The following is a 22,600-nucleotide window of genomic DNA, read 5'->3' on the forward strand; positions in this document are numbered from 1 at the left end:
CCGGGCGTTCACCCGTCGAACGACGGGGCCACCAGGATGATCTTCCGGTATGCGAGCTTGAGGAAGCCCGCATCCTCGAGCTTGCGCAGTTCCATGTGCACGCGCTGCCGCGAGGCGCCGACCGCCGCGGCGAGGTCGTCCTGGGCAATCTCGAGCACCGTCTGTCCCTCGCCGTCCTTCTGCCCGAACTGCTCGGCGATGCGCAGCAGTTGCGCCCTGACACGCGAGGTCAGGGTGCGATAGCCGCTGGCGTTGATGATGTCGAACATCAACCCCACGCGATGGCTCAGGGCCACGGCAACGCCGATCGCGGCCTCCGGCACCTGGTGCAGCACTTCCATGAAGTCCTCGCTCGCCACCTGCAGGATGACAGCGGGGCTGTCGGCAATGATGTTGACGGCGAACGGCATGCCGCCGAGCACGTTGGGCACGCCGAACAACTCGTACTCCTTGAGCCAGCCCAGCAGGCTCTCGTCCCCATCGGAGGTCAGCGTGGAAGCTCGGACCCGGCCCTCAAGCACGATCATCACCGCCTGCAACTTGTCTCCGCGCGAAACGATGGACTGGCCGCGCTGCCAGTGCTTGCGCTGTCCTCGCTGCAGCAGCAACTCGACTGCCTCGGCTGGAAGATGCGCCAGCACCGGGCCGTCGGTGGCCATGGACCAGGGCGGATTCGACGGGGTGTTCACGGTCGCGACCATTCGCAATTATTTGCCTTGCCGGTTGATTGCGCCGCATCAATCAGGGAAAACGACAGGCAACGAATGCGCGACATTGTCACTAACGGGAAGGTCGCAGCGGCACAAGAGGCCTAACCTCCATGGGGTCGACGCGCTCACGGCGCGGAGGGAGGGAATCAAGTCCGACGAACTGCAACGCCAAAGTCGTGGCCGCCGCCATGACCCCAGGGCCACCGGCCGCCCTGTGCGGCGGCAGCGCGATTCACCCGGGATCTCAAGATGATTCGCCTCAATGCAAGGCAGTCACCGTGATCTTCCGAAGCCACGACACCACCAAAACAATGGGCGCACTCCGGGGCGCCGCCATGTGCCGCAACCCGCGGCATCAACCTGAGGAGACAAGAGAATGAGTTCCAGTGCGACAGTGGGTCTGGCGACCATGCCAACGCCGGCCGAGATGGGTCGGGCCGAATCGTTGTATTCGAAGGTTGGCTGGCGCCTGTTGCCGGTGCTGCTGGTGGCCTACATGGTCGCCTACCTCGACCGCATCAACATCGGCTATGCGCAGCTGGGTATGAAGCAGACGCTGCCCTTCAGCAACGAGGTCTACGGTCTCGGCGCGGGCATCTTCTTCATCGGCTACCTGATCTTCGAGGTGCCCAGCAACCTGATGCTGGTGAAGATCGGCGCGCGCAAGACGATGCTGCGCATCATGGTGCTGTGGGGCCTGGCGGCGACGGCGATGATGTTCGTCACCACGCCGACGGAGTTCTACGTGGTCCGCTTCCTGCTCGGTGCATTCGAAGCGGGTTTCTTCCCCGGCATCATCCTGTACTTCACCTACTGGTACCCGTCGATCCGGCGTGGCCAGGTGATCGCGATCTTCATGTCGGCCACCACCCTCATGAGCGTGGTGGCCGGGCCGTTGAGCGGCGCGACGCTGAAGTTCCTGGACGGCGTCAATGGCTGGCATGGCTGGCAGTGGTTGTTCCTGGTGCAGGGAATGCCAGCGGCGATCCTCGGCGTGGTCCTCTTCTTCTGGCTCGATGACAAGCCGGCCCAGGCGAAATGGCTGAGCCCGGCCGAGAAGAACCTGCTCCAGTTCAACCTCGAGAACGACATCGACACCAGCGGCAAGGCCGGTCACTCGTTCGGCAAGTCGCTGCGTGACCCCAAGGTGTACCTGCTGTCGCTGGCGTACTTCCTCCTGCTGGGCGCCACCTATGCGCTGGTGTTCTGGCTGCCCACGCTGATCCAGAGCTGGGGCGTGAAGGACGTGCTGATGGTCGGCATCTATGCGGCCATCCCCAATGCGGTGGGTGTGGTCGGCATGATCTGGCTGGGACGCAGTTCCGACAGGCATGGCGAGCGTCGCTGGCACTACTTCGCGTGCGTGCTCATCGCGGCCATCGGCCTGGGCATCACCACCTTGCTGACCGGCGCACTGGTGCCCTCGCTGGCGGCGCTGTCGTTCGCGGTGATCGGCGTCGCCGCCGCCACGCCGCTGTTCTGGACCGCGGTGACGGAGTACCTGCCCAGGTCGTCCGCGGCTGGCGGCATCGCCTTCATCAGCAGCCTGGGCGCCTTCGGGCCGTCGGTGAGCCCGTCGGTCAACGCGGCCATCACCAAGGCCACCGGCAACGGCGTCTACAGCATGTACGCGGTGATGGCGGCCTACATCGTCTCGGGCGCCCTCCTGCTGATGGTCGTGCGCGCGAAAAACAACGAGGGACAAATATCATGATCGGCATCCACCCCAACAACCAGGCCATCGACCTGAAGGACTACAACCTCTACACCAGCGACCCCGTGCTGCGCCGCGCGGTCAAGCGGGCCGGCGCCGAATGGTGCGATGCCGAACTCGTGGCCCAGGGTGCCGAATACGGCTCGGCCGAGACATTGCAGGCCGGCGAGGACGCCAATACCTACGAGCCCGAACTGCACACGCTCTCGCGCACCGGCGAGCGCATCGACTGGGTCAAGTTCCATCCGGCGTGGCACAAGATGATGGCCATGGCGCGCCGCAACGGCATGGCCAACCGGCCCAGCAACGACAGCCGCCCCTCCGCATGGGCCGCCTATGCCGCCACGCTCTACATGCAGTGCCAGGTCGAGGCCGGCTCCACCTGCCCGACGACCATGACCAAGGGCAGCGTCCCGGTGCTGAAACTCAATCCCGCCCTCTACGCCTCGATCGCCGACAAGCTCGCCTCGATGGAACATGACGAGCGCGACATCCCGGTCGCCCAGAAGCGGTCGATGACCGTCGGCATGGGCATGACGGAAAAGCAGGGCGGCAGCGACCTGCGCACCAACATCACCCGCGCGGTGCCCATCGGCAGCGGGCCGCTCGGAGAAGAGTTCGAGCTCACCGGCCATAAGTGGTTCTTCTCCGCGCCGATGTGCGATGCCCACCTGGTGCTGGCCAGGACCGATGAGCGCGGCGCCTCCTGCTTCTACGTCCCGCGCTGGAAGCCGGACGGCACCAAGAACCCGATCCACATCCAGCGCCTGAAAAACAAGGTGGGCAACCGTTCCAACTCCAGCAGCGAGGTGGAGTTTCATGGTGCCTGGGGCGTGCTGGTCGGCGAGGAAGGCCGCGGCATCCCGACCATCATCTCCATGGCGGCCATCACCCGCCTCGACTGCGCGCTCGCCGGCGCGGCCCAGATGCGTGCGGCCTTCGCCCAGGCGCTGCACTACACCCGCAATCGCCATGCCTTCGGCAAGGCATTGGTCGACCAGCCGCTGATGACCGAGGTGCTCGCCGACATGGCGCTCGAATCCGAAGCCGCCACGCTGCTGGTCATGGACCTGGCCGAGCACTTCGCGTCGACCGAACCGCTGGACATGGCCTGGCGCCGCGTCCTCACGCCGGCGGCCAAGTTCTGGGTCACCAAGCGCGCGATCGCCGTGACGGCCGAGGCGATGGAAGTGTTCGGCGGCAACGGCTATGTGGAGACCGGTCCGATGGGTCGCCTCTTCCGCGAGGCGCCGGTCAACTCGATCTGGGAAGGCTCGGGCAACGTGATGTGCCTGGACGTGCTGCGCGCCATTTCGCGCAACCCGAACGACGCGTTGATGGTGCTGGACCGCCTGGGCGAGATCGCGGCGAACGAGCCGCGAGTGCTGGCACAGGTGCAATCCCTGCGCGATGACTTGCAACTCCCGCCTGATGCGCTGGAACGCAAGGCTCGCCGCTTCACGAAGCGCCTGGCACTGACGGTGCAGTCCTGCCTGATGCTCCAGCATGCCGAGCCGATTGCGGCGCAAGCCTTCATCAACAGCCGCTTCGATCCGGAGTGGGGCGCGGTGGGCGGCATTACCTGCGGCACCGAAGACGCCGCTGCGTTGCTGCGCGCTGCCTGGGTTTGAGCGGAACCAGGGGAATCGGGGGAGCCCCCGCGACTCACTTTCAAGACCGGAGGATTCAAGGCTTCCGGTCTTTTTGCTTTCAGGCGCTCGGGAGTTCCGCCATCACCGCGGTGCCACAGACCCGGCCAGCTTGCCCGCCAGTCCACCGACACGATCGACCCGCCGCGCAATCGCGGCCTGCAGCAGTTGCGGCGCCGCCGCGAGCGTGAACCAGTGGCGTGCGCGCGTGATGCCGGTGTAGACCAACTCGCGCGTCACGATCGGGCTCGGCCGCTCCGGCAGCAGCAAGGCGGTGTGCGTGAACTCGGAACCTTGCGACTTGTGCACGGTCATCGCGAACACCGTTTCCACCGCGCGCAGGCGGCTGGGCAGCACCCAGTGGATGCCACCCTTGCCGTCGCCGGCGGCGAAGGCGACGCGCAGGATCCAGCGCGGTCGTGATTCGCCCGGCGGCGTCGTCGGCAATGCCAGCGTCATGCCCACGTCGCCGTTCATCAGGCCCAGTCCGTAGTCGTTGCGGGTGACCAGCACGGGGCGGCCCGGGTACCAGCCGCCGTGTTCGGCTTCGAGAAGGTTCTCGGCGCGCAGAAGCGCCGCGATGCGCAGGTTCAGGCCTTCGACGCCCTGCGGCCCGCCACGCAGCGCGCACAGCAACTGGAACTGGCCGTAGGCCGTCAGCACCTCTTGCGCCCACGCGTCGAATTCGGGCTGCGGCGCGTCGATGCCCGGCTGGCGCTCGCGCATCAGCGTCAGGTAGTGGCGGTAGCCGACCGGCGGGGCCACGGGCTGGTTGTCGCCCTCGACCCGACCTCGGCCCTGAGCGGCAAAGCCTTCCGCCGCGCCGTCGACCACCAGCCGCCGCAGCGTCGCGTCGTCGACGGGCCATTGCTGCGAGACGTCCGGATAGCGCCTGTCGAAGACGTGTTGCACCTTCAGGCCATCGCCGGCGTTGACGGCTTCGGCCAGCTTGCCGATGCCGCTCTGTGCGCTGAAGCGATGGCTCACGCGCAGCTTGACGACGGCCTGGTCGAGCGGCTTGCCGGTGGCGTCGCACAGTTCGGGGTCGAAGAATTCGCCGGTGACGGCCTGCAGCCACGCCGCCGTGTCGGCGTTGTAGTGGCCGGCGTCGGCGCGTGCGCAGAGGTCGCCCAGCACCGCGCCGGCTTCCACCGAGGCGAGCTGGTCCTTGTCGCCCAGCAGGATGAGGCGCGCGTGCGGCGGCAGCGCGGCGAACACCGAGGCCATCATCTCCAGATCCAGCATCGAGGCTTCGTCGAGCACCAGCAGGTCGAGCGGCAGCGGGTTGCGCGCGTTGTGGCGGAAGTGCCGCGTGTCGGGGCGGCTGCCGAGCAGGCGGTGCACGGTGCTGACGTCGGTCGGGATGGCGGCGCGCACGGCTTCGGCGTTGGGCAGGCCCGGCAGCGGCAGGCGCGCGACCGCGCCGGCGATGGATTCGTTCAAGCGTGCCGCTGCCTTGCCGGTGGGCGCTGCGAGGCGGATGCGCTGGCGTCCCGCCGCGCCGTGGCCTGCCGACAGTGCCAGGTGCTGCAGCACTGCCAGCAGGCGCACCACGGTCGTCGTCTTGCCGGTGCCGGGACCGCCGGTGATGATGCTGAAGCCCTGCCGCACCGCGATGGCGCAGGCGATCTTCTGCCAGTCGGTGCCCGTGCCGTCGCGGGGCGGGAACAGGGCGTCCAGCGCTGCCGCCAGGTCGGACTGCACCTCGGGTGCGGCGGCGGGCGTGGGCATCGCGACACGGTGGGCGATTGCGTCGCTCACCGATTGTTCGTACTGCCAATAGCGGCGCAGGTACAGGCGGTCGCCGGCGTGGACCAGTGGCGTCGCGCCGGGGCCGGGGGCGACCAGGGAGGGATGCTTGAGGGCCTTGTTCCACTTCGCAAGGGTGACGCCCGCAAGCAGGGTGGCAGGCGGCGTCGGCGGCAGGCCCTCGACTTCTCGAGCGAGGCCTTCGGGGGGCATCGACAAGGCCTGGCCCGCATCGGCCAAGGCGGCGCGCAAGTCCAGGCAGGCATGGCCGCGGCCCAGCTGGTGGCTGGCGAGCGCGGCGCCGAGGATCAGCAGCGGATCGGCGTCGGGCGCCTGCTGGGACAGGAACGCGGCGAAGCTGCGGTCCAGCGCGCGCAGCCAGCCCTGCGCGACCCATCGGTCCAGGTCGGCGAGCAAGGGCGCGTGGCGCGCCGGCAGGGGGCTCAGGAAGACGCGTGGCATGACGACGGGCGGGATCATCGGACGGCCTCCGTGCGCGGCGTCGCGGCGCCGCTGAAGAGCGCATCGAGCGCGTCGATCAGCACCCTCGGCGGCCGCTCGCAATGCAGGCCTTGCCCCGGCGCCGCATGTCCGCGCAGGAACACGTAGACGGCACCGCCCACGTGGCGCTCGTAGTCGTAGTCGGGCAGCCGCGATCGCAGCAGGCGATGGAGCGCGAAGATGTAGAGCACGTATTGCAGTTCGTAGCGGTGATGGAGCACGGCCTTGCGCAGGGCAGCGGGCGTGTAGTCGGCGTCGCGCGGGCCGAGCCAGTTGGACTTGTAGTCGGCCACGAAGTAGCGGCCCTCGTGCTCGAACACCAGGTCGATGAAGCCCTTGAGCATGCCGTTGACCTGCTGCGGCAGCAGCTTCGGGCGGGGCGCGGCATCGAGCGTGTGGCGCGTGACCAGCGCGTCCAGCGCGCGTGTGTCGACCTGCTGCGCGGCCAGCCAGAACTCCATCTCGATCTGGACGCGGCCCAGCGATGCAGGGCTCACGGGTGTCGGGGCCGAAATCAGCGCATCGAGCCGCAACGGAGTGCCGAGCCAGTCGAGCAGCCATTTACGCAAGGGCTCGATCCAGGTGCTCCAGCCGTTCAGGTTGCAGCGCCGCGCGATCAGGTCGGCCAGGTCGGCTTGTGCGTCCGCATCGGCATGCACGCGCGCGAAGCCCTTGCGGCCTACCCATTCGAGCAGGCCGTGCAGGAAGCTGCCGGGGCCGGCGCCGCGCGGGAAGCCGTGCAGCCCGCCGATCGCGGCTTCGGCTGCGTGCCCAGCGTCCGCGTCTTCAGCGACCGATTCGCTGCCGACGCGGCTCTCGGCGTAGATGTCCTCGGCGGCCGTGGCGGGGCTGGGCAGCATGGCCGGTGGCAAGGCGGGGGTCGTGTCGTCGACGGGCGTGTCGTCGATCGCGCCCACGCTGCGCAGGGCCGAGTAGCTGGCGATCCACCAGCTCTCGCGCGGGCCGGCGGGCAGCGGCGGTTCGGGCGCGGGCAGGACCGTGGTGGCTGGCGGCTGGTAGCGCGTGTCGTCGGGCGCGGGAGCGGCATGGACGGCGATGCCGTCGCCGCTGCGCGCCAGTTCAGCGAGCGCTTCGTTGAGTGCCGCGGGCGATAGCGGCTGGCCATTCCCCGCAGGTCGAGGAGGCTTTGCCTGCACGATCGGATCCCCGGCGGGGGGCGGGCCGGCCTTGACCCCGCCAAGGGGGTTCAGCAAGTACCCGAGCGCACTCCGCTCCACACCGGACAGCGGCGCCACGCCCACCCAGGTCGCAAAGCGCGCTCGGGTCAGCGCGACGTAGAGCTTGCGCAGGTCTTCGCCCAGGCGCTCCTCGTCCACCCGCGCAACGGCTTCGTCACCGGCCTGCAATGCCACCACGAGCCGGCCCTGGTCGTCGTGCCATTTGAGCGGCAGGTCTTTCGCCGTGGCGGCGCGGAAGGCGGTCGCGAACGGCAGGAACACCAGCGGGTACTCCAGGCCCTTCGACTTGTGCACCGTCACCACCTTGACCAGGTCGGCGTCGCTTTCCAGGCGCAGCTTGCGCGCGTCGTTCTCGTTGTCGGTCTCGCTTTCGCCGCGCTGCTCGGACAGCCAGCGGATCAGCCCGTGCTCGCCCTCGACCTGGACGCTGGCGTGCTGCAGGAGTTCGGCCAGGTGCAGCAGGTCGGTGAGGGTGCGGTCGTCGCCGGCGGCCAGGAGGCGCTGCGGCACGGCAAAGTCCTGCAGCAACTGGCGCAGCATCGGCAGCACGCCCTGGCGCTGCCACATCTGCTGGTAGCGGCGGAACTGCAGCACGCGGTCTTCCCAGGCCAGTTCGTCATGGTTGAGGCGGTCGAGTTCGGGCCAGCTCAGGGCGAGCACGGCGCAGGCCAGGGCGGCGCGCAGCGGACGGTCGTCGTCGGGTTCGGCACAGGCCATGAGCAGCCGTTCCAGCTCGACGGCGACCGGGCTCTGGAACACCAGGCCCTTGTCGGAGAGGTAGACGCTGCGCACGTTGCGCGCGCCCAATGCCTGGCGTACGGCCATCGCCTCGCTGCCCTTGTTGACGAGGATCGCGATGTCGCCCGGCTGGACGGGGCGCAGCGTGCCGGTGACGGCGTCGACGAAGCCGGTGGTGCCGGCCTGGCCGCCGGCCAGCAGGCGCACGATCTCGGTGGCGCATGCGGCGGACATCGATTGCTGCGCATCGCCGCTGCCGATGGTCTCGCCGCCTTCGACGGTCCAGCAGGTGAGGGCGGGTGCGGGCGCGTTGTCGCGGGTCCATCGCTCCTTGCGGCCTTGCGCTTCGACGGCGTGGAAGGGCAGGGGGTTGTCGTCCTCGCTGCGGAAGAGGAAGGCGCCCTTGCCGTCCTCGCGGTCCTCGGCCAGCCGGAACACGCGATTGACCGCATCGACCATCGCGGTGGTGGAGCGGTAGTTGGTGCCCAGCGTCGAATGGCGGTCGGCGGCGTCGCGACGCGCGGCGAGGTAGGTGTGGATGTCGGCGCCGCGGAAGGCGTAGATGGCCTGCTTCGGGTCGCCGATGAGGACCAGGGCTGTGTCCTGCGCGTTGGCCGCGACGCCGTACACCGCGTCGAAGATCCGGTACTGCAGCGGGTCGGTGTCCTGGAATTCGTCGATCAGCGCGACGGGGAACTGCGTGCGGATCAGCGCGGCCAGGCGCGGGCCGTTGGGGCCTTGCAGGGCGGCGTCGAGCCGGGCGAGAAGTTCGTCGAAGCCCATCTCCGCGCGGCGGGCCTGCTCGGTGGCCAGCCGCGCGGCGGCCCAGTGCGCGACGTGGCGCAGCACGTCGTCATGGGCGTCCGGCAGCGCGGCCAGGCGCTCGCGCAGGGTGAGCATGTCGTCGAGCGCGGGATGGTCCGGCGCCGGCACGCCCTTGGTGAAAGCTTCGGCGATGCCGCCGGGCGTCAGGCGGGTCCACGCGGTGCTGCCCTTCGGCAAGGGTTGCACCGCATCGCCGTGGGCCCAGTCGCGCAGGTCGCTCAACCACGATTGATAGAAGCGGGCTTGCAGCTTGCGGCCATCGACTTGCCTTGCGGCGCAGGCCTTGTCGAAGATCGCCTCCAGTTCGTCAGCCCACTTGGACCACGGCGCCTTGATCGCGGCCAGTTCGCGGGTCACCTCTTCGCGCGCGACCCGTAGCGCGACGGCAGGCTCCGTTCCCGCATCCAGCGATTGCGTCAGCGTCAGCAGGTTTCGGACCGACTGCGACAGCACCGCCGGCGTCGCCCACCACTCGCTCACCTGCGTCGCGTCCTCCAGCGTCAGCGGCGTGAAGAAGGTGCGCCAGTAGTCGCGCAGCACTTCGGCGCGAAGCTCGGCCTGGTCGGCTTCGAGGGTCTGCGTGAACAGAGCACCGCTGTCGAAGGCGTGCTCGCGCAGCATGCGGTTGCACCAGCCGTGGATGGTTGACACGGCGGCTTCGTCCATCCATTCGGCGGCCAGGCGCAGGGCGCGTGCGCAGGCCAGCCATTCGGTGGGCGGGTAGTCGGCGCGCAACTGGTGGAGCAGGTCGTCGCCGGGCGCTGCTGGTTCGACCGTGGCCGGGTCCACGGCGAAGGCTTCCGCCGCCTCGGCCAGGCGTGCGCGGATGCGATCGCGAAGCTCCTTGGTCGCGGCCTCGGTGAAGGTGACGACGAGGATCTCCGGCGGCGTCAGCGCGCGCGTGAAGGCCGCCGCGCCGCCGTGGCCGAGCACCAGCCGCAGGTACAGCGCGGCGATGGTGAAGGTCTTGCCGGTGCCGGCGCTGGCCTCGATCAGGCGGCTGCCGCGCAGCGGGAAGGACAGGGGCTGCAGCAAGGGAGGGGTCACGGCGCGGGTCATGCGTTCTCCCTGGCGGCGGCCGGTGCGCCCTTGGCTGACTTGATGCGGGCGTTGCCCACCGCGTCGCCCAGGGGCTTGAGCAAGGCCAATGTCCATTGCGCGAATTCGCCGCCAGACCAGAGCGCGTCGAAGTCGGGGAAGGCGCGCAGCAGGTAGTCGCTGAATTGCACCTCGCCGCTGCCGGTGACGCGCGCATCGCCGTAGCACTTGCGTGCCGCTTCGAACGCGGCTTCGTGCGGCGCATCGGCCTGCGTGCCGCCAGCGTCGAGCCAGGCGAAGGCCGTCTGCTGTGCCAAAGGCAGCGGACGGCACTGGCCCTGCTGCCATGCGTCCAGCAGCGCGGACCACCAGGCGCGCGCGTCCGCAGTGGCCAGCGGTTCCAGCTTCACGGTGCCGGCCTTGCTGATGATGCGGGTGGTGATCGAGTCGCCGGCCAGATGCGCGGCGACGTGGGCGATCCAGAAAGGCCCCAGCTTGTCGCGCCGGTAGCGGTCGTCCTTGACCAGGCTGCCGCTGTGGAGCACCAGCCTGCAGCGGTCGCCGTTGGCATTGGCGCGCAGGCCGTCGAGCCAGTCGACGAGGCGCAGCGATTCGTCCATGCCCTCGGGCAGGTGGTCCAGCGCCTCGTCGGGCAACACGCTGGGCCATTCGGCCTGCGCCCTGGCGTACTCGGCGAACATGGGCACCATCGGCTCGGCGAGTGCATGCTGCTGCAGCACGCCGAAGGGGCCTGCCGGCAGTGCGCCGCGACGGGCAATGCGTTCGAGCTGGTCGTTCATCGCGTCTTCGCGCAGGGCGCCGCCTTCCAGCGCGCTGCGTTGCGACTGGATCAGTTCGTCCTGCAGCTTCCAGTTCTCCAGCGCGTCGAGGTCGAAGGGCTCCTGGTCCTCGCTCGCGCTCTCGCGGGAATCGAGGAAGACGCCGAGGCGCAAGCGGAAGAAGGCGCGCGGCGGCTCCTTGAGGAAGTCGGCGAGCATGCGCAGCGTCAACGGGCCTTCGAATGGACGCGGTGGCAGTGCCTGGTCGTCTGGTGCGTTCTCCGGCGACGAAGTGTCGACGCGCCATCCGGTCGCGTAGCTGAACAGGCGGTCGTCGCCACCGAGCGTGAAGTAGGCGGGGTGGAAGGGCTGCAGCCGGTGCTCGACCGTCAGCGCGTGCAGCAGGCGCTGGCCCGCCTTGTCTTGCGGCAAGTCCTCGTCGCCGGCCCCTCGCCAGCCCGCGGCCAGGTGATCGCGCAACTGCGCCACCAGCACCGAGGGCGGTCGTTCGGAGTTGTCCAGGATGCTGTGCCCGACCCAGCTGATGTGCAGCTTCTCGCGCGCCGACAGCAGCGCCTCGAGGAACAGGTAGCGGTCGTCCTCGCGGCGCGAGCGGTCGCCGGGGCGGTAGTCGTGGCCCATCAGGTCGAAGTCCATCGGCACGCGGCTGCGCGGATAGTCGCCGTCGTTCATGCCCAGCAGCGCCACCACGCGGAAGGGGATGGCGCGCATCGGCATCAGCGTCGCGAAGGTCACTGCGCCGGCGAAGAAGGGCTGGTTGAGCGTCGGCTGGTCGATCTGGGCCAGCCAGTGTTCGCGCACCACCGACAGCGGCAGTTCCTCGACGAGGCCCGCGTTGTCGCAGGCGGCGAGCCAGTCCTGCAGCGAGGTCCCGAGGCGCATCAGCGTGAAGCCGTCGGCGTCTTCGCCCGCTTCGAAGAAGTCGGCGAGCAGCGCGCGCAGGCGTTCGCCCCATGCCTTGGGCGCGGCCGGCGTGGCGAGCGTGCGCCAGTGCGCTTCCAGCGTGGTCGACAGTTGGACCAGTGGGCCGAGCAAGGCGGCGTCGAGCCCGCCCACTTCATCGAGCGGCTCCACGCCGGCCCAGGCCTCGCTCGAACCCACGGCATAGCCCAGCAACATGCGCTGCAGGCCGAAGTCCCAGCTGTTCTGCGCCAGCGCCTCGGGCAGGTCCAGCGACTGGCGCTGCTCGGCATGCAGGCCCCAGCGGATGTTGGCCGCGGAGATCCAGCGGTGCAGCAGCGGCACCTGGCTTTCCTCGATGCCGAAGCGCGCGCGCAATGCGGGCACCTCCAGCCAGTCCAGCACGTCGCTCACCGCGATGCGCGACTGCGGCAGGGCCAACAGCTTTTCCAGTGCGCCCAGCAGCGGGTCGTGGTGGCGCTGGCCCTGGTCGGCCAGCGTGAAGGGGATGTGACGCGGATCGTCCGGCGTGAGCAGACCGAACACGGCCTGGACGTGCGGCGCATAGGCGGCCACGTCGGGCACCATCACGATCACGTCGCGTGGATGCAGCGTCGCGTCGGCGGCGAAGGCGGCCAGCAACTGGTCGTGCAGCACCTCGACCTCGCGCTGCGGGCCGTGCGTGACGTGGAAGGCAATGGAGCGGTCGGCGCGCGTGTCGACGGCGGGCCATTTGGTGCGCGTCTCCGGCAGCGGGCGCAGGTCGCGGATGTCGTCCTGCAACTGGCACAGCACGGTGTCGCCGGGGTTGGCGTCGAAGCAGGCGATGCGCTGGCCGATGGCCTCGAAGCGCGGAGCGTAGGCTTCCTGCTCGTCATGCAGGTCGAGCAGCCGGATGAAATCGCGGTCCTGCTTGCCCCACGCTGCCAGCAGGGGTTGTGCATGCAGGTGCATGGCTTCCTCGGCGATATCGCCCTCGCTGCCGGCGCGACGCCGCTGGCGCCAGCGCTGGGCGCGCAGCAGGTCCTTGTCGGCCACGATGTGGGACCAGTCGTGCTCGCAGGGGTTGTGCACGCACATCAGAACCTGCACCCAGCGCGCGAGCATCGCCAGCACTTCCAGCGACTGCTGCGGCAAGGACGAGATGCCGAACACCACCAGCCGGCGCGGCAACGCGGCCGGCCGCTCGCCTTGCCAGTCCGCAGCCCTGGCCATGAAGCGCTGGTGCACGGCGGCGCGACTGCTCGCCGCGCCCTCGGGGCCAACGTCATCGAGAAGCGCGCGCCAGAGCCTCGGCTGCCAGCGGAGTTCCGGCGGGACGGGTTGGCGGCCGCCCCGGCTGGCCACGATCTCGTCCCGGCCCGCGGCCCAGTCCGCGAGCCAGTCGGCGCGGTAGACCTGGTACTGGTCGAACAGGTCGGCCAGGCGCTCGGCCAGCTGGTGGCGCTTGCGCAGGTCGCTGTCGTCGACGAGGAAGCGTGACAGCGGCGCGAACACGTCCTCGGCCAGCAGCGCGGGCAGCAGGCGCATGAGGCGCCAGACCAGCAGCGTCTTGTCGAAGGGCGATGTTGCCGGCACGCCCTGTGCGCCGAGCACGGCCCGGTAGGCCTGCCAGATGAAGCTGGAAGGCAGCTCGGTCTGGATCGCGGCGGCAACGCCCACGCCGCCCTGGTCCGCATCGCGCGCCAACGAGAGCTTGAGCCACTGCGCCACGCCGTTGCTCTGCACCAGCACCCATTCGTCTTCCAGCGGCGCCAGGGGGTGGCGCGCCATCCAGGCCAGCATGAGGTCGCGCAGGGCTTCGGGGTGGTTGCTGTGCACGGCCATGAAGCCGGGGAGTAGAACGGTGTCTGTCATTGCGAGGTCGGAAAGCCAGGGGGCCGGATCATGGATGGGGATGGAGTTTCGTTGCTGGCAGGCTCGCCGGATGCGGCAGGGTCAAAAAGATTGCCCTTCGCCGGGCCCGGCCTTGGGCTTTACCCGATGCGCCCCGAGGGTCCGGGCGCTTAAATGGTACTTTCCGTTCAAACGGGGATTCGACCGTGGATGCACGCGTGGGGACAACAAGCAGCAGCCCGCTCTACCTGCTGGAGCGCAGCGATGTCGGGCTGGTCCAGCTCGACCGCGACCTCAAGGTCGTGGCGATGAACAGCTTTGCCCGGCGCGCGCTGCCGGTGGAGGACAAGCAGCCCTTCGAGAAGATGGTGCTGTCGTTCCACCCGGAGCGCTCCCAGTCCAAGGTCAAGTTCCTGCTCGACCAGGCTGAATGCCCCGTCAGCAATCCGCCGCCGATGACGATGATCATCAACATCCCCGAGAGCGTGTTGCTGATCAAGGTGAGCAAGATGTCGGACGGTCGCGGCGACACCTTCGGCTACACGCTGGTGTTCTACGACATCACCGATGCCGTGACGCGCGACGACGCGGCCGGCCAGCGGCCCGGCACCAAGCGCCAACTGCTCAAGATACCGACCGTCTCGGGCAACCGCATCGTGCTGGTGGATGCGTCCACCGTGCGCTACATCCGCTCCGAGGGCCACTACACCTGGGTGCACACGGCGCAGGGGTCGAGCTTCTGCAACCTCACCATCAGCGACCTCGAGGGACGGCTCGACAGCGGCTCCTTCCTGCGCATCCACCGCAGCTACGTGGCCAACCTCGACTTCGCCGAGCAGATCGTGCGCGACGACGGCAAGGTCATGCTCAAGCTCAGCGGTGGCGACGACCATGGCTTGCCGGTGGCGCGCACCAGCGTGCCGCGGCTGCTCGACCGGCTCGGCATCGCCGAGACCGCGGCCGAGCGCTGAGGAGACTCTGAACAAGTCCTTCGCGGATCGCGCATCCTCGGCGCTCGCCCTCGCGAGGACTTGTTCAGAGTCTCCCTGACCGCAGCCCGTTCTGCGTTCTTCGTGCGCTGAACGCCGCCGTTCGTGTACGGCGGCGCGCGGTTCGTGCAATGCCTGCGCTTGCTGCACCGCACTGTAGATATGGTCGAAGCCGTTGCATTTGGAGACAGCGACCATGACGCCAGCAGCATTCGAATACCACGCGCCCCGTTCGGTCGCGGATGCCATCCGCCTGCTCGGCGAACTCGGCCCCGATGCCAAGCTGCTGGCGGGCGGCCACAGCCTGCTGCCGATGATGAAGCTGCGCTTCGCCACGCCGACGCACCTGATCGACCTGGGCAAGGTGCCGGGGCTGCGCGGCATCCGCCAGGTCGGCGACGCGATCCACATCGGCGCGATGACGACGGAGAACGACCTGCTGACCTCGGCGCTGCTGGCCGACAAGCTGCCCTTGCTGGTCGAAGGCGCGGGCTGGATCGCCGACCCGCAGGTGCGCTACAAGGGCACGATCGGGGGCGACATCTCGCATGGCGACCCGGGCAACGACCATCCTGCCCTGATGCTGGCGCTGGACGCATCGTTCGTGCTGGCCGGCGCGCAGGGCGAGCGTGTCGTGAAGGCCGATGGCTACTTCCTCGGCATGTATTCGACGCTGCTGGAGCCGGATGAGATCCTCTCGGAGATCCGCATACCGATCCCGCCGCCGGGCACGGGATGGTCGTACCAGAAGCTCAAGCGCAAGACGGGCGACTTCGCCACGGCGGCCACAGCGGTGCAGTTGCAGATGGATGGCGCGAAAGTCGCCAGCGTCCGCATCGCGCTGACCAACGCAGCGTCAACCGCGCTCAGGGCGAACGATGCCGAGCAATCCCTTATCGGCCAGTCCATCGACAACGCGAGCCTCGCCGAAGCCGCGCGCCTCGCCATGGCCATCTGCGACCCGACCGCCGACCAGCGCGGCGACGCCGAATACAAGGTCGCGATGTGCGGCGAGATGACGCGCCGCGCCTTGCAGGCCGCGTGGGCCCGCACCCAACACTGACACCAGGAGACAGCAGGATGGCGAACATTCACACCGTGTCGTTCAAGCTCAACGGCAAGCCCGTCGACGTGTCGGTCGAGCCGCGCGAACTCTTGATCCACACGTTGCGCGAACGGCTCGCGCACACCGGCCCGCACATCGGCTGCGAGACCTCGCATTGCGGGGCCTGCACGGTCGACCTCGATGGCATGTCGGTCAAGTCATGCACCGTGCTCACCGTGCAGTGCGAGGGCGCGGAGATGGTGACCATCGAAGGCCTGGAACAAGCCGGCGTGCTGCACGCGCTGCAACAGGCCTTCCATGAGGAACACGGCCTCCAGTGCGGCTACTGCACGCCCGGGATGATCACGCGCGCCTGGCGGCTGTTGCAGGAGAACCCGGATCCGAGCGAACAGGAGATCCGCTACGGCATCGCCGGCAACCTGTGCCGATGTACCGGCTACCAGAACATCGTGAAGGCGGTGCAGTCCGCCGCGAAGAAGCTCGCCGCCGCAAAGGCCGCCAGCGCAGCGCCTGCCGCCGCTGCCGCGGCCGAGGAAGCCACCCCGGCACAGCAGCCTGTCACGGCCTGACAGCGCCCATCCCCACCCGATCACCACCGGAGGTTTCCATGGGCGACATGTCCGAACTCCAGCAGCGCGAACTCAATCTGCAAGGCATGGGCACCTCCCTGCTGCGCAAGGAAGACGCGCGGTTCATCCGCGGCCAGGGCAGCTATGTCGACGACATCAAGCTGCCCGGCATGCTCTTCGGCGCAGTCGTGCGCAGCCCCTACGCGCATGCGCGCATCAAGTCCATCGACAAGTCGAAGGCACTGGCTGCGCCGGGCGTCGTGGCGGTGCTCACGGCCGATGACCTCAAGCCGGTCAACCTGCACTGGATGCCCACGCTCGGCGGCGACGTGCAGGCGGTGCTGGCCGACAAGAAGGTCTGCTTCCAGATGCAGGAAGTGGCGATGGTGCTGGGCACCGACCGCTATGCCGCGGCCGATGGCGCGGCGCTGGTGGAGGTCGACTACGAGGAGTTGCCGGCCATCGTCGACCCCAAGAAGTCGATGGACCTCGACGCGGTGGTCATCCGAGAGGACATCGCCGACAAGACCGAGGTGGGCCACGGCCCGCGCACCCATCCCAACCACATCTTCACCTGGGAGGCCGGCGACAAGGCCGCGGCCGATGCGGCCTTCGCCAGCGCGGAGATCACGGTGCGCGAGGAGATCCTGAACCCGCGCGTGCATCCCTGCCCGCTGGAGACCTGTGGCTGCGTCGCCTCCTTCAACAAGGCCACCGGCTACCTCACCGTCTACATGACGACGCAGGCACCGCACCTGGTGCGCACGGTGCTCGCGATGCTCTCGGGTGTGGCGGAAAGCAAGATCCGCGTGGTCGGCGGCGACATCGGCGGCGGCTTCGGCAACAAGGTGCCGGTGTATCCGGGCTACGTGGTGGCGATCGTCGCGTCGATCGTCACGGGCGTGCCGGTGAAGTGGATCGAATCGCGCATCGACAACATCTCGACCACCGGCTTTGCGCGGGACTATCACGGCGTCGGCGAACTGGCCGCCGACAGCCAGGGCCGCATCAAGGGCCTGCGCTTCACCGCACTCGCGGACCACGGCGCCTTCAACTCGCATGTGTCGGCGACCAAGCTGCCGGCGGGCCTGTTCTCGATCTGCACCGGGTCGTATGCGATCCCGAATGCCTACTGCCGCGTCGATGCGGTCTACACCAACAAGGCGCCGGGCGGCGTGGCGTACCGCTGCTCGCTGCGGGTGACGGAGGCGGTGTATCTCATCGAACGCATGATCGATATCCTGGCGCTCAAGCTCGGCATCGACAAGGCCGAGATTCGCCGGCGCAACTTCGTGAAGACGGAGGACTTCCCCTACACCACCTCGCTCGGCTGGACGCTGGACAGTGGCAACTACGAGCCCGCGCTGGACAAGGTACTCAAGGCCTGCGACTACGAGGGCCTGCGCCGCGAGCAGGCGGCACGCCGCGCCGATCCGACTTCGGAAACTCTGATGGGCATCGGCCTCGCGACCTTCACCGAGATCGTCGGCGCCGGGCCGACCAAGGTCTGCGACATCCTCGGCATCGGCCTGTTCGACAGCTGCGAGATCCGCGTGCATCCGACCGGCGGCGTGATCGCGCGGCTCGGCACCATGACGCAAGGCCAGGGCCACGCGACCACTTACGCTCAGATCATCGCGACCGAGCTCGGCCTGCCGGCAAGTGACATCGTGGTGGAAGAGGGCGACACCGACAAGGCCCCCTATGGCGCCGGCACCTGGGGCTCGCGCTCGACGCCGGTATCGGGCGCGGCCACGGCGATGGCGGCACGCAAGATCAAGGACAAGGCCAAGAAGATCGCGGCGCACCTGCTCGAAGTGGCCGAGGGCGACCTCGAATGGGAGATCGACCGCTTCAAGGTCAAGGGCAACCCGAGCGCGGCCAAGACCATGAAGGAGATCTGCATGGTCTCGCACACCAGCAACATCCCGGCCGGCATGGAGCAAGGTCTGAACGCAGTCTCCTACTACGACCCGCCGAACATGACCTACCCCTTCGGCACCTACCTCTGCGTGGTCGATGTCGACAAGTTCACCGGCGTGGTCCACGTGCGTCGCTTCTACGCGCTCGACGACTGCGGCACGCGCATCAACCCGATGGTCATCGAGGGGCAGATCCATGGCGGCCTGACCGAAGCCTTCGCGGTGGCGATGGGCCAGCAGATTCCCTTCGACGAGAACGGCAACCACTTGGGCAACAGCCTGATGGACTACTTCCTGCCAACCGCGATGGAAACGCCGCACTGGGAGACCGACCACACCGTGACGCCGTGCCCGCACCACCCGATCGGCGCCAAGGGCGTGGCCGAGTCGCCGCACGTGGGCGGCATCCCCTGCTTCAGCAACGCGGTGATCGATGCGTTCTCGCACCTGGGCGTGACGCACATGGACATGCCGCACAACGCCTGGCGCGTGTGGAAGCAATGCCACGCGCTGGGCATCGACAAGCGCACATGAAGGTACAGCTCGAAAAGACCTTTCCCATGCCCGGGTCCGCGGACGCGGCATGGGTGGTCCTGCAAGACATCGATGCCGTCGCGGGCTGCATGCCCGGCGCGAAGATCACCGAGCGCATCGACGCGACGCACTTCAAGGGCACGGTGGGCGTGAAGTTCGGGCCGGCCAGCATGTCGTTTCGCGGGGACGTGGAGATCCTGTCGCTGGATGCGGCTGGCCGGACGCTGCGGCTGATGGGCAAGGGCACCGACAGCACGGGTAGCTCGGGTGCGTCGATGGATCTGACGGCGCGCGTCGAGGCGATCGATGCGGCTGCCTGCAACCTCGTGGGCACGAGCGAAGTCGCGATGAGCGGCAAGGCCGCGGCCTTCGGCGGACGCATGATGGATTCGGTGGCGGACCAGGTGCTGAAGCAGTTCGCGGCGAACTTTGCGGGGCGGGTGAAGGCGGTGCGGGCGGCGGGGCCGGTGGGTGGGCCTGCGGAGCCCGCTTCACCGGCGATAGCGGCGGAGGTGCCATCCGGCGCGGGCGTCGCGGCTGGATCGCCAGCGGCATCCACATTGGCAGGCACCGGCGTATCAGGAACGACGTTCGCTTCGGAGGCGGCGTTGACAGGGGCAATGTCGCCCACTGCGGCGGCATCGTTGGCATCGCCAACGACGCTCACTCCGGCGTCATCGTCGGCATCGACAGCGGCGTCCACCGAAGCGGCGTCCCTGGCATCCGGCGCGGCGGGGTCAGCGCAAGTCGGTTCCGCAACGCCCGTGCGCTCGCCCGGCGCGTCGGTGTCGACTTCCGCGGCGCCTTCCGTTGCGATGGTCGCAGCCTCGACAGCCCCTGCCGAAGCCGCGCAACTCAACGCCTTCGCGATCGCATGGGCCATCTTCAAGGACTGGCTGCGCTCGCTCTTCGGCGCCAGACGCGCATGAGCACCTCCGAGCGCTCCCTCGCGCTCGCCGGCTTGCAGCAGCAACTTGGCGACGCGGGCTATGTCGCGGAGCCGGGCCTCGTGGCTGCGCTGCTGCTGATGCAGGACCTCGGACGCCCGCTGCTGCTCGAAGGCGATGCCGGCGTCGGCAAGACCGAGGTCGCGAAGGTCCTGGCCGCGGTGCGCAACACCCGCCTGATCCGCCTGCAATGCTATGAAGGCCTGGACGCGCACGCGGCGATGTACGAGTGGAACTACCAGCGCCAGTTGCTCGCCATCAAGCTGCTCGAGCAGGACGAGCGCGCAAGCTCGAAGGACCTTGCCCAGAAAGAGCAGGACATCTTCTCCGAGCGCTACCTGCTCAAGCGCCCGCTGCTAGAGGCCATCACCTGCGACGAACCACCGGTGCTGCTGATCGACGAGGTCGACCGCGCGGACGAAGCCTTCGAGGCCTACCTGCTGGAACTGCTCTCCGACTTCCAGTTGTCGATCCCCGAGCTCGGCACCGTGCATGCCACCAGCCGGCCGATCGTGGTGATCACGTCGAACGGCACGCGCGAGCTGTCCGACGCGCTACGCCGCCGCTGCCTCTACCAGTTCATCGACTATCCCGACCACGAGAAGGAACTCGCCATCGTGCACAAGAAGGCGCCCGATGCAGCAGCCCAACTGGCGCAGCAGATTGTCTCCTTCGTGCAGTCCGTGCGGCGCATGGACTTGCAGAAGAAGCCCGGCATCGCCGAGACGCTCGACTGGACCGCCGCGCTGCTGCGCCTGGGCATCTCGGTGATCGACATCGACGGCGCCGAGCGCATCATGGAAACGCTCAGCGCGCTCATCAAGACACGCGATGACCGTGCCGCCTTACCGCGCGCCGTGGTGGCGCGACTGGCGGCCGCATGCTGACATTCCAAGCCCCCGCGGCAGGCGAGCGGGCCGCGCAGCGCCTGGCCGGCTTCCCCGGCTTCCTGCGCGCCAATGGCTTTTCCGTCGGCGGCGCCGATGCGGTCGACGTCCTGCAGGCCGCGCAGCGCATCGATGTGCTGGACCGGCCCGTCCTGCGCTGGAGCCTGCAGGCGCTGCTGTGCGGCCGCCGCGACGAATGGCATCGCTTCGACGAACTCTTCGATGCCTGGTTCCTGCCCGCCAACAAATGGCAGCGCCCCGAACGTCGCGGACCCGATGCCGAAGGCATGAGCGGCGACCGGTCGGCCAGCCATCCGCGCGAGGGCGATGCCGCCAACGACGATGACAAGGGCGCGCAACGCCGCGACACCGCGAGCCGCCAGCAGGTCCTGAGTTCCGCCGATTTCCGCGACCTCGTCGCACGCGAACACACGCTCGACATCGAGGCCTTGATGCGCCGCTTCGCGCGCCGGCTGAAGCACATCGAGTTGCGCCGCCAGGCCACCGCCCTGCACGGCCGCCGCCTCGACCTGCGCGCCACCATCCGCCGCAGCGTGGCCAGCGGCGGGACGCCTTTTCATCTCGCGTGGAAGGACCGCCGACGCGTGCGCCCGCGCATCGTGCTGCTGATCGACGTGAGCCGCTCGATGGCCGCCTACAGCTTCTTCTACCTGCGCCTGGCACGCGCCCTCGGCGCCGAGCTGACGGACGTGCACAGCTTCATCTTCCACACCCGCGTGACGGCGGTGACGCGCGCGCTGCACGACCCCGACCCGTGGCGCGCGCAGGAGCAACTGCACCTCATCGCCCAGGGCTGGGCCGGCGGCACGCGCATCGGCGAGAGCCTGGCGCAGTTCAACCGGGAGCATGCGCCGCGCATCGTGCATTCGCGCACCGCCGTCATCGTCATGAGCGATGGCTACGACACCGGCGAGCCCTCGCAGCTGTCGGACGCGCTGGTGCAACTGCGCCGCCGCGCACGCCGCATCGTCTGGCTCAACCCGCTGTGCAACAGGCCGGGCTATGCCCCGGTCAGCCAGGGCATGCAGGCCGCCCTGCCGCACCTCGACCTGCTCGCGCCGGGCGCGGACCTCGCGAGCATCGCCGCGGTGCTGCCTGCGCTGATGAGCGCGCTGCGTTGAAAGGAGCCATCGACCATGGGCTGCATCCTCAAGGGCAACAGCGGCTTGTACAGCCGCATGACGGTGGGCGCCGTGCTGCTCGCGGCCGGCGCAGGGTCGCGCCTGGGCGGGCGGCCCAAGGCGCTGCTGGAACTCGGCGGCGTGCCGCTGATCCTGCGCCAGCTGATCGCACTCTCGGGCGCCGGCGTGGACGAAGTCGTGGTGGTGCTCGGCCACCATGCGGAAGCGGTCGAGGCGGCGGTACGCACCTTCCCGATCACGCTGGTGCACAACCCGGATCCCGATGCGGGCCAGCCTTCGTCGGTACGCATCGGCCTGCAGGCCCTGTCGCCCAGGCTCGACGCCGTGATGGTGGCGCTGGCCGACCAGCCCATGATCGACGCGCAAGACGTGATCGACCTCATCGGCGCCTTCAAGAAGCGCGGCGACGCGGCCATGGTCGTGCCGCGCGTGCGCGAAGAAGGCGGTGAGACCTCGCCTGGCAACCCCGTCATCTTCGATGCCGCGCTGCGCGACGAATGGCTCGCCGGCGATGCCAACCTCGCCTGCCGCAAGTGGCGGCAAGCGCATCCCGAACGCGTGCGCTGGTTCGACACCGACAACCGCCGCTACCGCATCGACATCGACACGCCCGAGGACATCGAACGCTTCGCGGCAGCGACCGGCCACCGCTTGACATGGCCCGCCTCGCCGGCACTCGCCGCCACGCCATGAACGATGCTGCCGCGCCGGACGCCTTCTCGCCGCGCCTGACCATCGCGCGCGCCACGGCCTGGGCGCTGCTGCTGGCGGGCTGGGTCGGGCTGGGTGGCCTGGCGCTGTCGTTGACGCCGAGCCTCGAGGGCGTGCATGCGCTGGTGGCCGCCTGGCTGCTCGCGCTGGGTG

At 68.8% G+C, this 22,600-nt stretch carries 14 protein-coding genes; 10 read left to right on the forward strand and 4 right to left on the reverse strand.

Annotated elements, in window-relative coordinates:
* Positions 1-8: 8 nt before the first annotated feature.
* Positions 9-701: a Crp/Fnr family transcriptional regulator gene (locus tag HB681_RS29890; protein WP_213958502.1), complete on the reverse strand. Its 693-nt coding sequence runs from the start codon at positions 699-701 to the stop codon at positions 9-11.
* A gap of 385 nt (positions 702-1,086) precedes the next feature.
* On the opposite strand from HB681_RS29890, the gene HB681_RS29895 reads away from it, so the two are divergent.
* Positions 1,087-2,424, forward strand: coding sequence for an MFS transporter (locus HB681_RS29895; protein ID WP_213958503.1), 1,338 nt, complete (start codon positions 1,087-1,089; stop codon positions 2,422-2,424).
* Entirely contained in the window at positions 2,421-4,055 is a 1,635-nt protein-coding gene (locus tag HB681_RS29900; protein ID WP_213958504.1) for an acyl-CoA dehydrogenase family protein, read from the forward strand. The genes HB681_RS29895 and HB681_RS29900 overlap by 4 nt, the downstream gene beginning before the upstream one ends.
* Positions 4,056-4,157: 102 nt before the next feature.
* Here the strand turns inward: HB681_RS29900 and recD are convergent, their stop codons facing one another.
* From recD to recC, 3 genes are read right to left on the reverse strand one after another with little or no spacing between them, the layout of a single operon-like run.
* Positions 4,158-6,302, reverse strand: coding sequence for an exodeoxyribonuclease V subunit alpha (gene recD / locus HB681_RS29905; protein WP_213958505.1), 2,145 nt, complete (start codon positions 6,300-6,302; stop codon positions 4,158-4,160).
* Positions 6,299-10,144 (reverse strand): exodeoxyribonuclease V subunit beta, encoded by a 3,846-nt coding sequence (recB, locus tag HB681_RS29910; RefSeq protein ID WP_213958506.1) that lies wholly within the window; start codon positions 10,142-10,144, stop codon positions 6,299-6,301. The genes recD and recB overlap by 4 nt, the downstream gene beginning before the upstream one ends.
* Positions 10,141-13,680 (reverse strand): exodeoxyribonuclease V subunit gamma, encoded by a 3,540-nt coding sequence (gene recC / locus HB681_RS29915; protein WP_213958507.1) that lies wholly within the window; start codon positions 13,678-13,680, stop codon positions 10,141-10,143. The genes recB and recC overlap by 4 nt, the downstream gene beginning before the upstream one ends.
* A gap of 185 nt (positions 13,681-13,865) precedes the next feature.
* On the opposite strand from recC, the gene HB681_RS38845 reads away from it, so the two are divergent.
* The 8 genes from HB681_RS38845 to HB681_RS29955 all read left to right on the forward strand — a co-directional run bounded on the left by HB681_RS38845 (position 13,866) and on the right by HB681_RS29955 (position 22,429).
* Positions 13,866-14,630, forward strand: a complete 765-nt coding sequence (locus HB681_RS38845; protein ID WP_213958508.1) for a PAS domain-containing transcriptional regulator — start codon at positions 13,866-13,868, stop codon at positions 14,628-14,630.
* Positions 14,631-14,844: 214 nt separating this feature from the next.
* Positions 14,845-15,711 carry a xanthine dehydrogenase family protein subunit M gene (locus tag HB681_RS29925; protein ID WP_213958509.1) on the forward strand — a complete coding sequence of 289 codons (867 nt, stop codon included), beginning with the start codon at positions 14,845-14,847 and terminating at the stop codon, positions 15,709-15,711.
* Positions 15,712-15,728: 17 nt separating this feature from the next.
* The gene (locus HB681_RS29930) at positions 15,729-16,283 is read left to right on the forward strand and encodes a (2Fe-2S)-binding protein (RefSeq protein ID WP_213958510.1); all 555 of its coding nucleotides are present in this window, start codon (positions 15,729-15,731) and stop codon (positions 16,281-16,283) included.
* Between the two features lie 38 nt (positions 16,284-16,321).
* A complete protein-coding gene (locus HB681_RS29935; protein WP_213958511.1) occupies positions 16,322-18,739 on the forward strand; it encodes an aerobic carbon-monoxide dehydrogenase large subunit in 2,418 nt (805 codons plus the stop codon).
* Positions 18,740-18,765: 26 nt separating this feature from the next.
* Positions 18,766-19,668 (forward strand): SRPBCC domain-containing protein, encoded by a 903-nt coding sequence (locus HB681_RS29940; RefSeq protein ID WP_256735149.1) that lies wholly within the window; start codon positions 18,766-18,768, stop codon positions 19,666-19,668.
* Positions 19,665-20,573: a MoxR family ATPase gene (locus HB681_RS29945; RefSeq protein WP_213958513.1), complete on the forward strand. Its 909-nt coding sequence runs from the start codon at positions 19,665-19,667 to the stop codon at positions 20,571-20,573. Before HB681_RS29940 ends, HB681_RS29945 begins: the two co-directional genes overlap by 4 nt.
* Positions 20,567-21,715 carry a VWA domain-containing protein gene (locus tag HB681_RS29950; RefSeq protein WP_213958514.1) on the forward strand — a complete coding sequence of 383 codons (1,149 nt, stop codon included), beginning with the start codon at positions 20,567-20,569 and terminating at the stop codon, positions 21,713-21,715. The genes HB681_RS29945 and HB681_RS29950 overlap by 7 nt, the downstream gene beginning before the upstream one ends.
* A gap of 15 nt (positions 21,716-21,730) precedes the next feature.
* A complete protein-coding gene (locus tag HB681_RS29955) occupies positions 21,731-22,429 on the forward strand; it encodes a nucleotidyltransferase family protein (protein WP_213958515.1) in 699 nt (232 codons plus the stop codon).
* Positions 22,430-22,600 lie beyond the last annotated feature (171 nt).

Source organism: Variovorax sp. dw_954, from assembly GCF_018449755.1.
In the GTDB taxonomy this organism is placed as follows: Bacteria; Pseudomonadota; Gammaproteobacteria; order Burkholderiales; family Burkholderiaceae_C; genus Variovorax.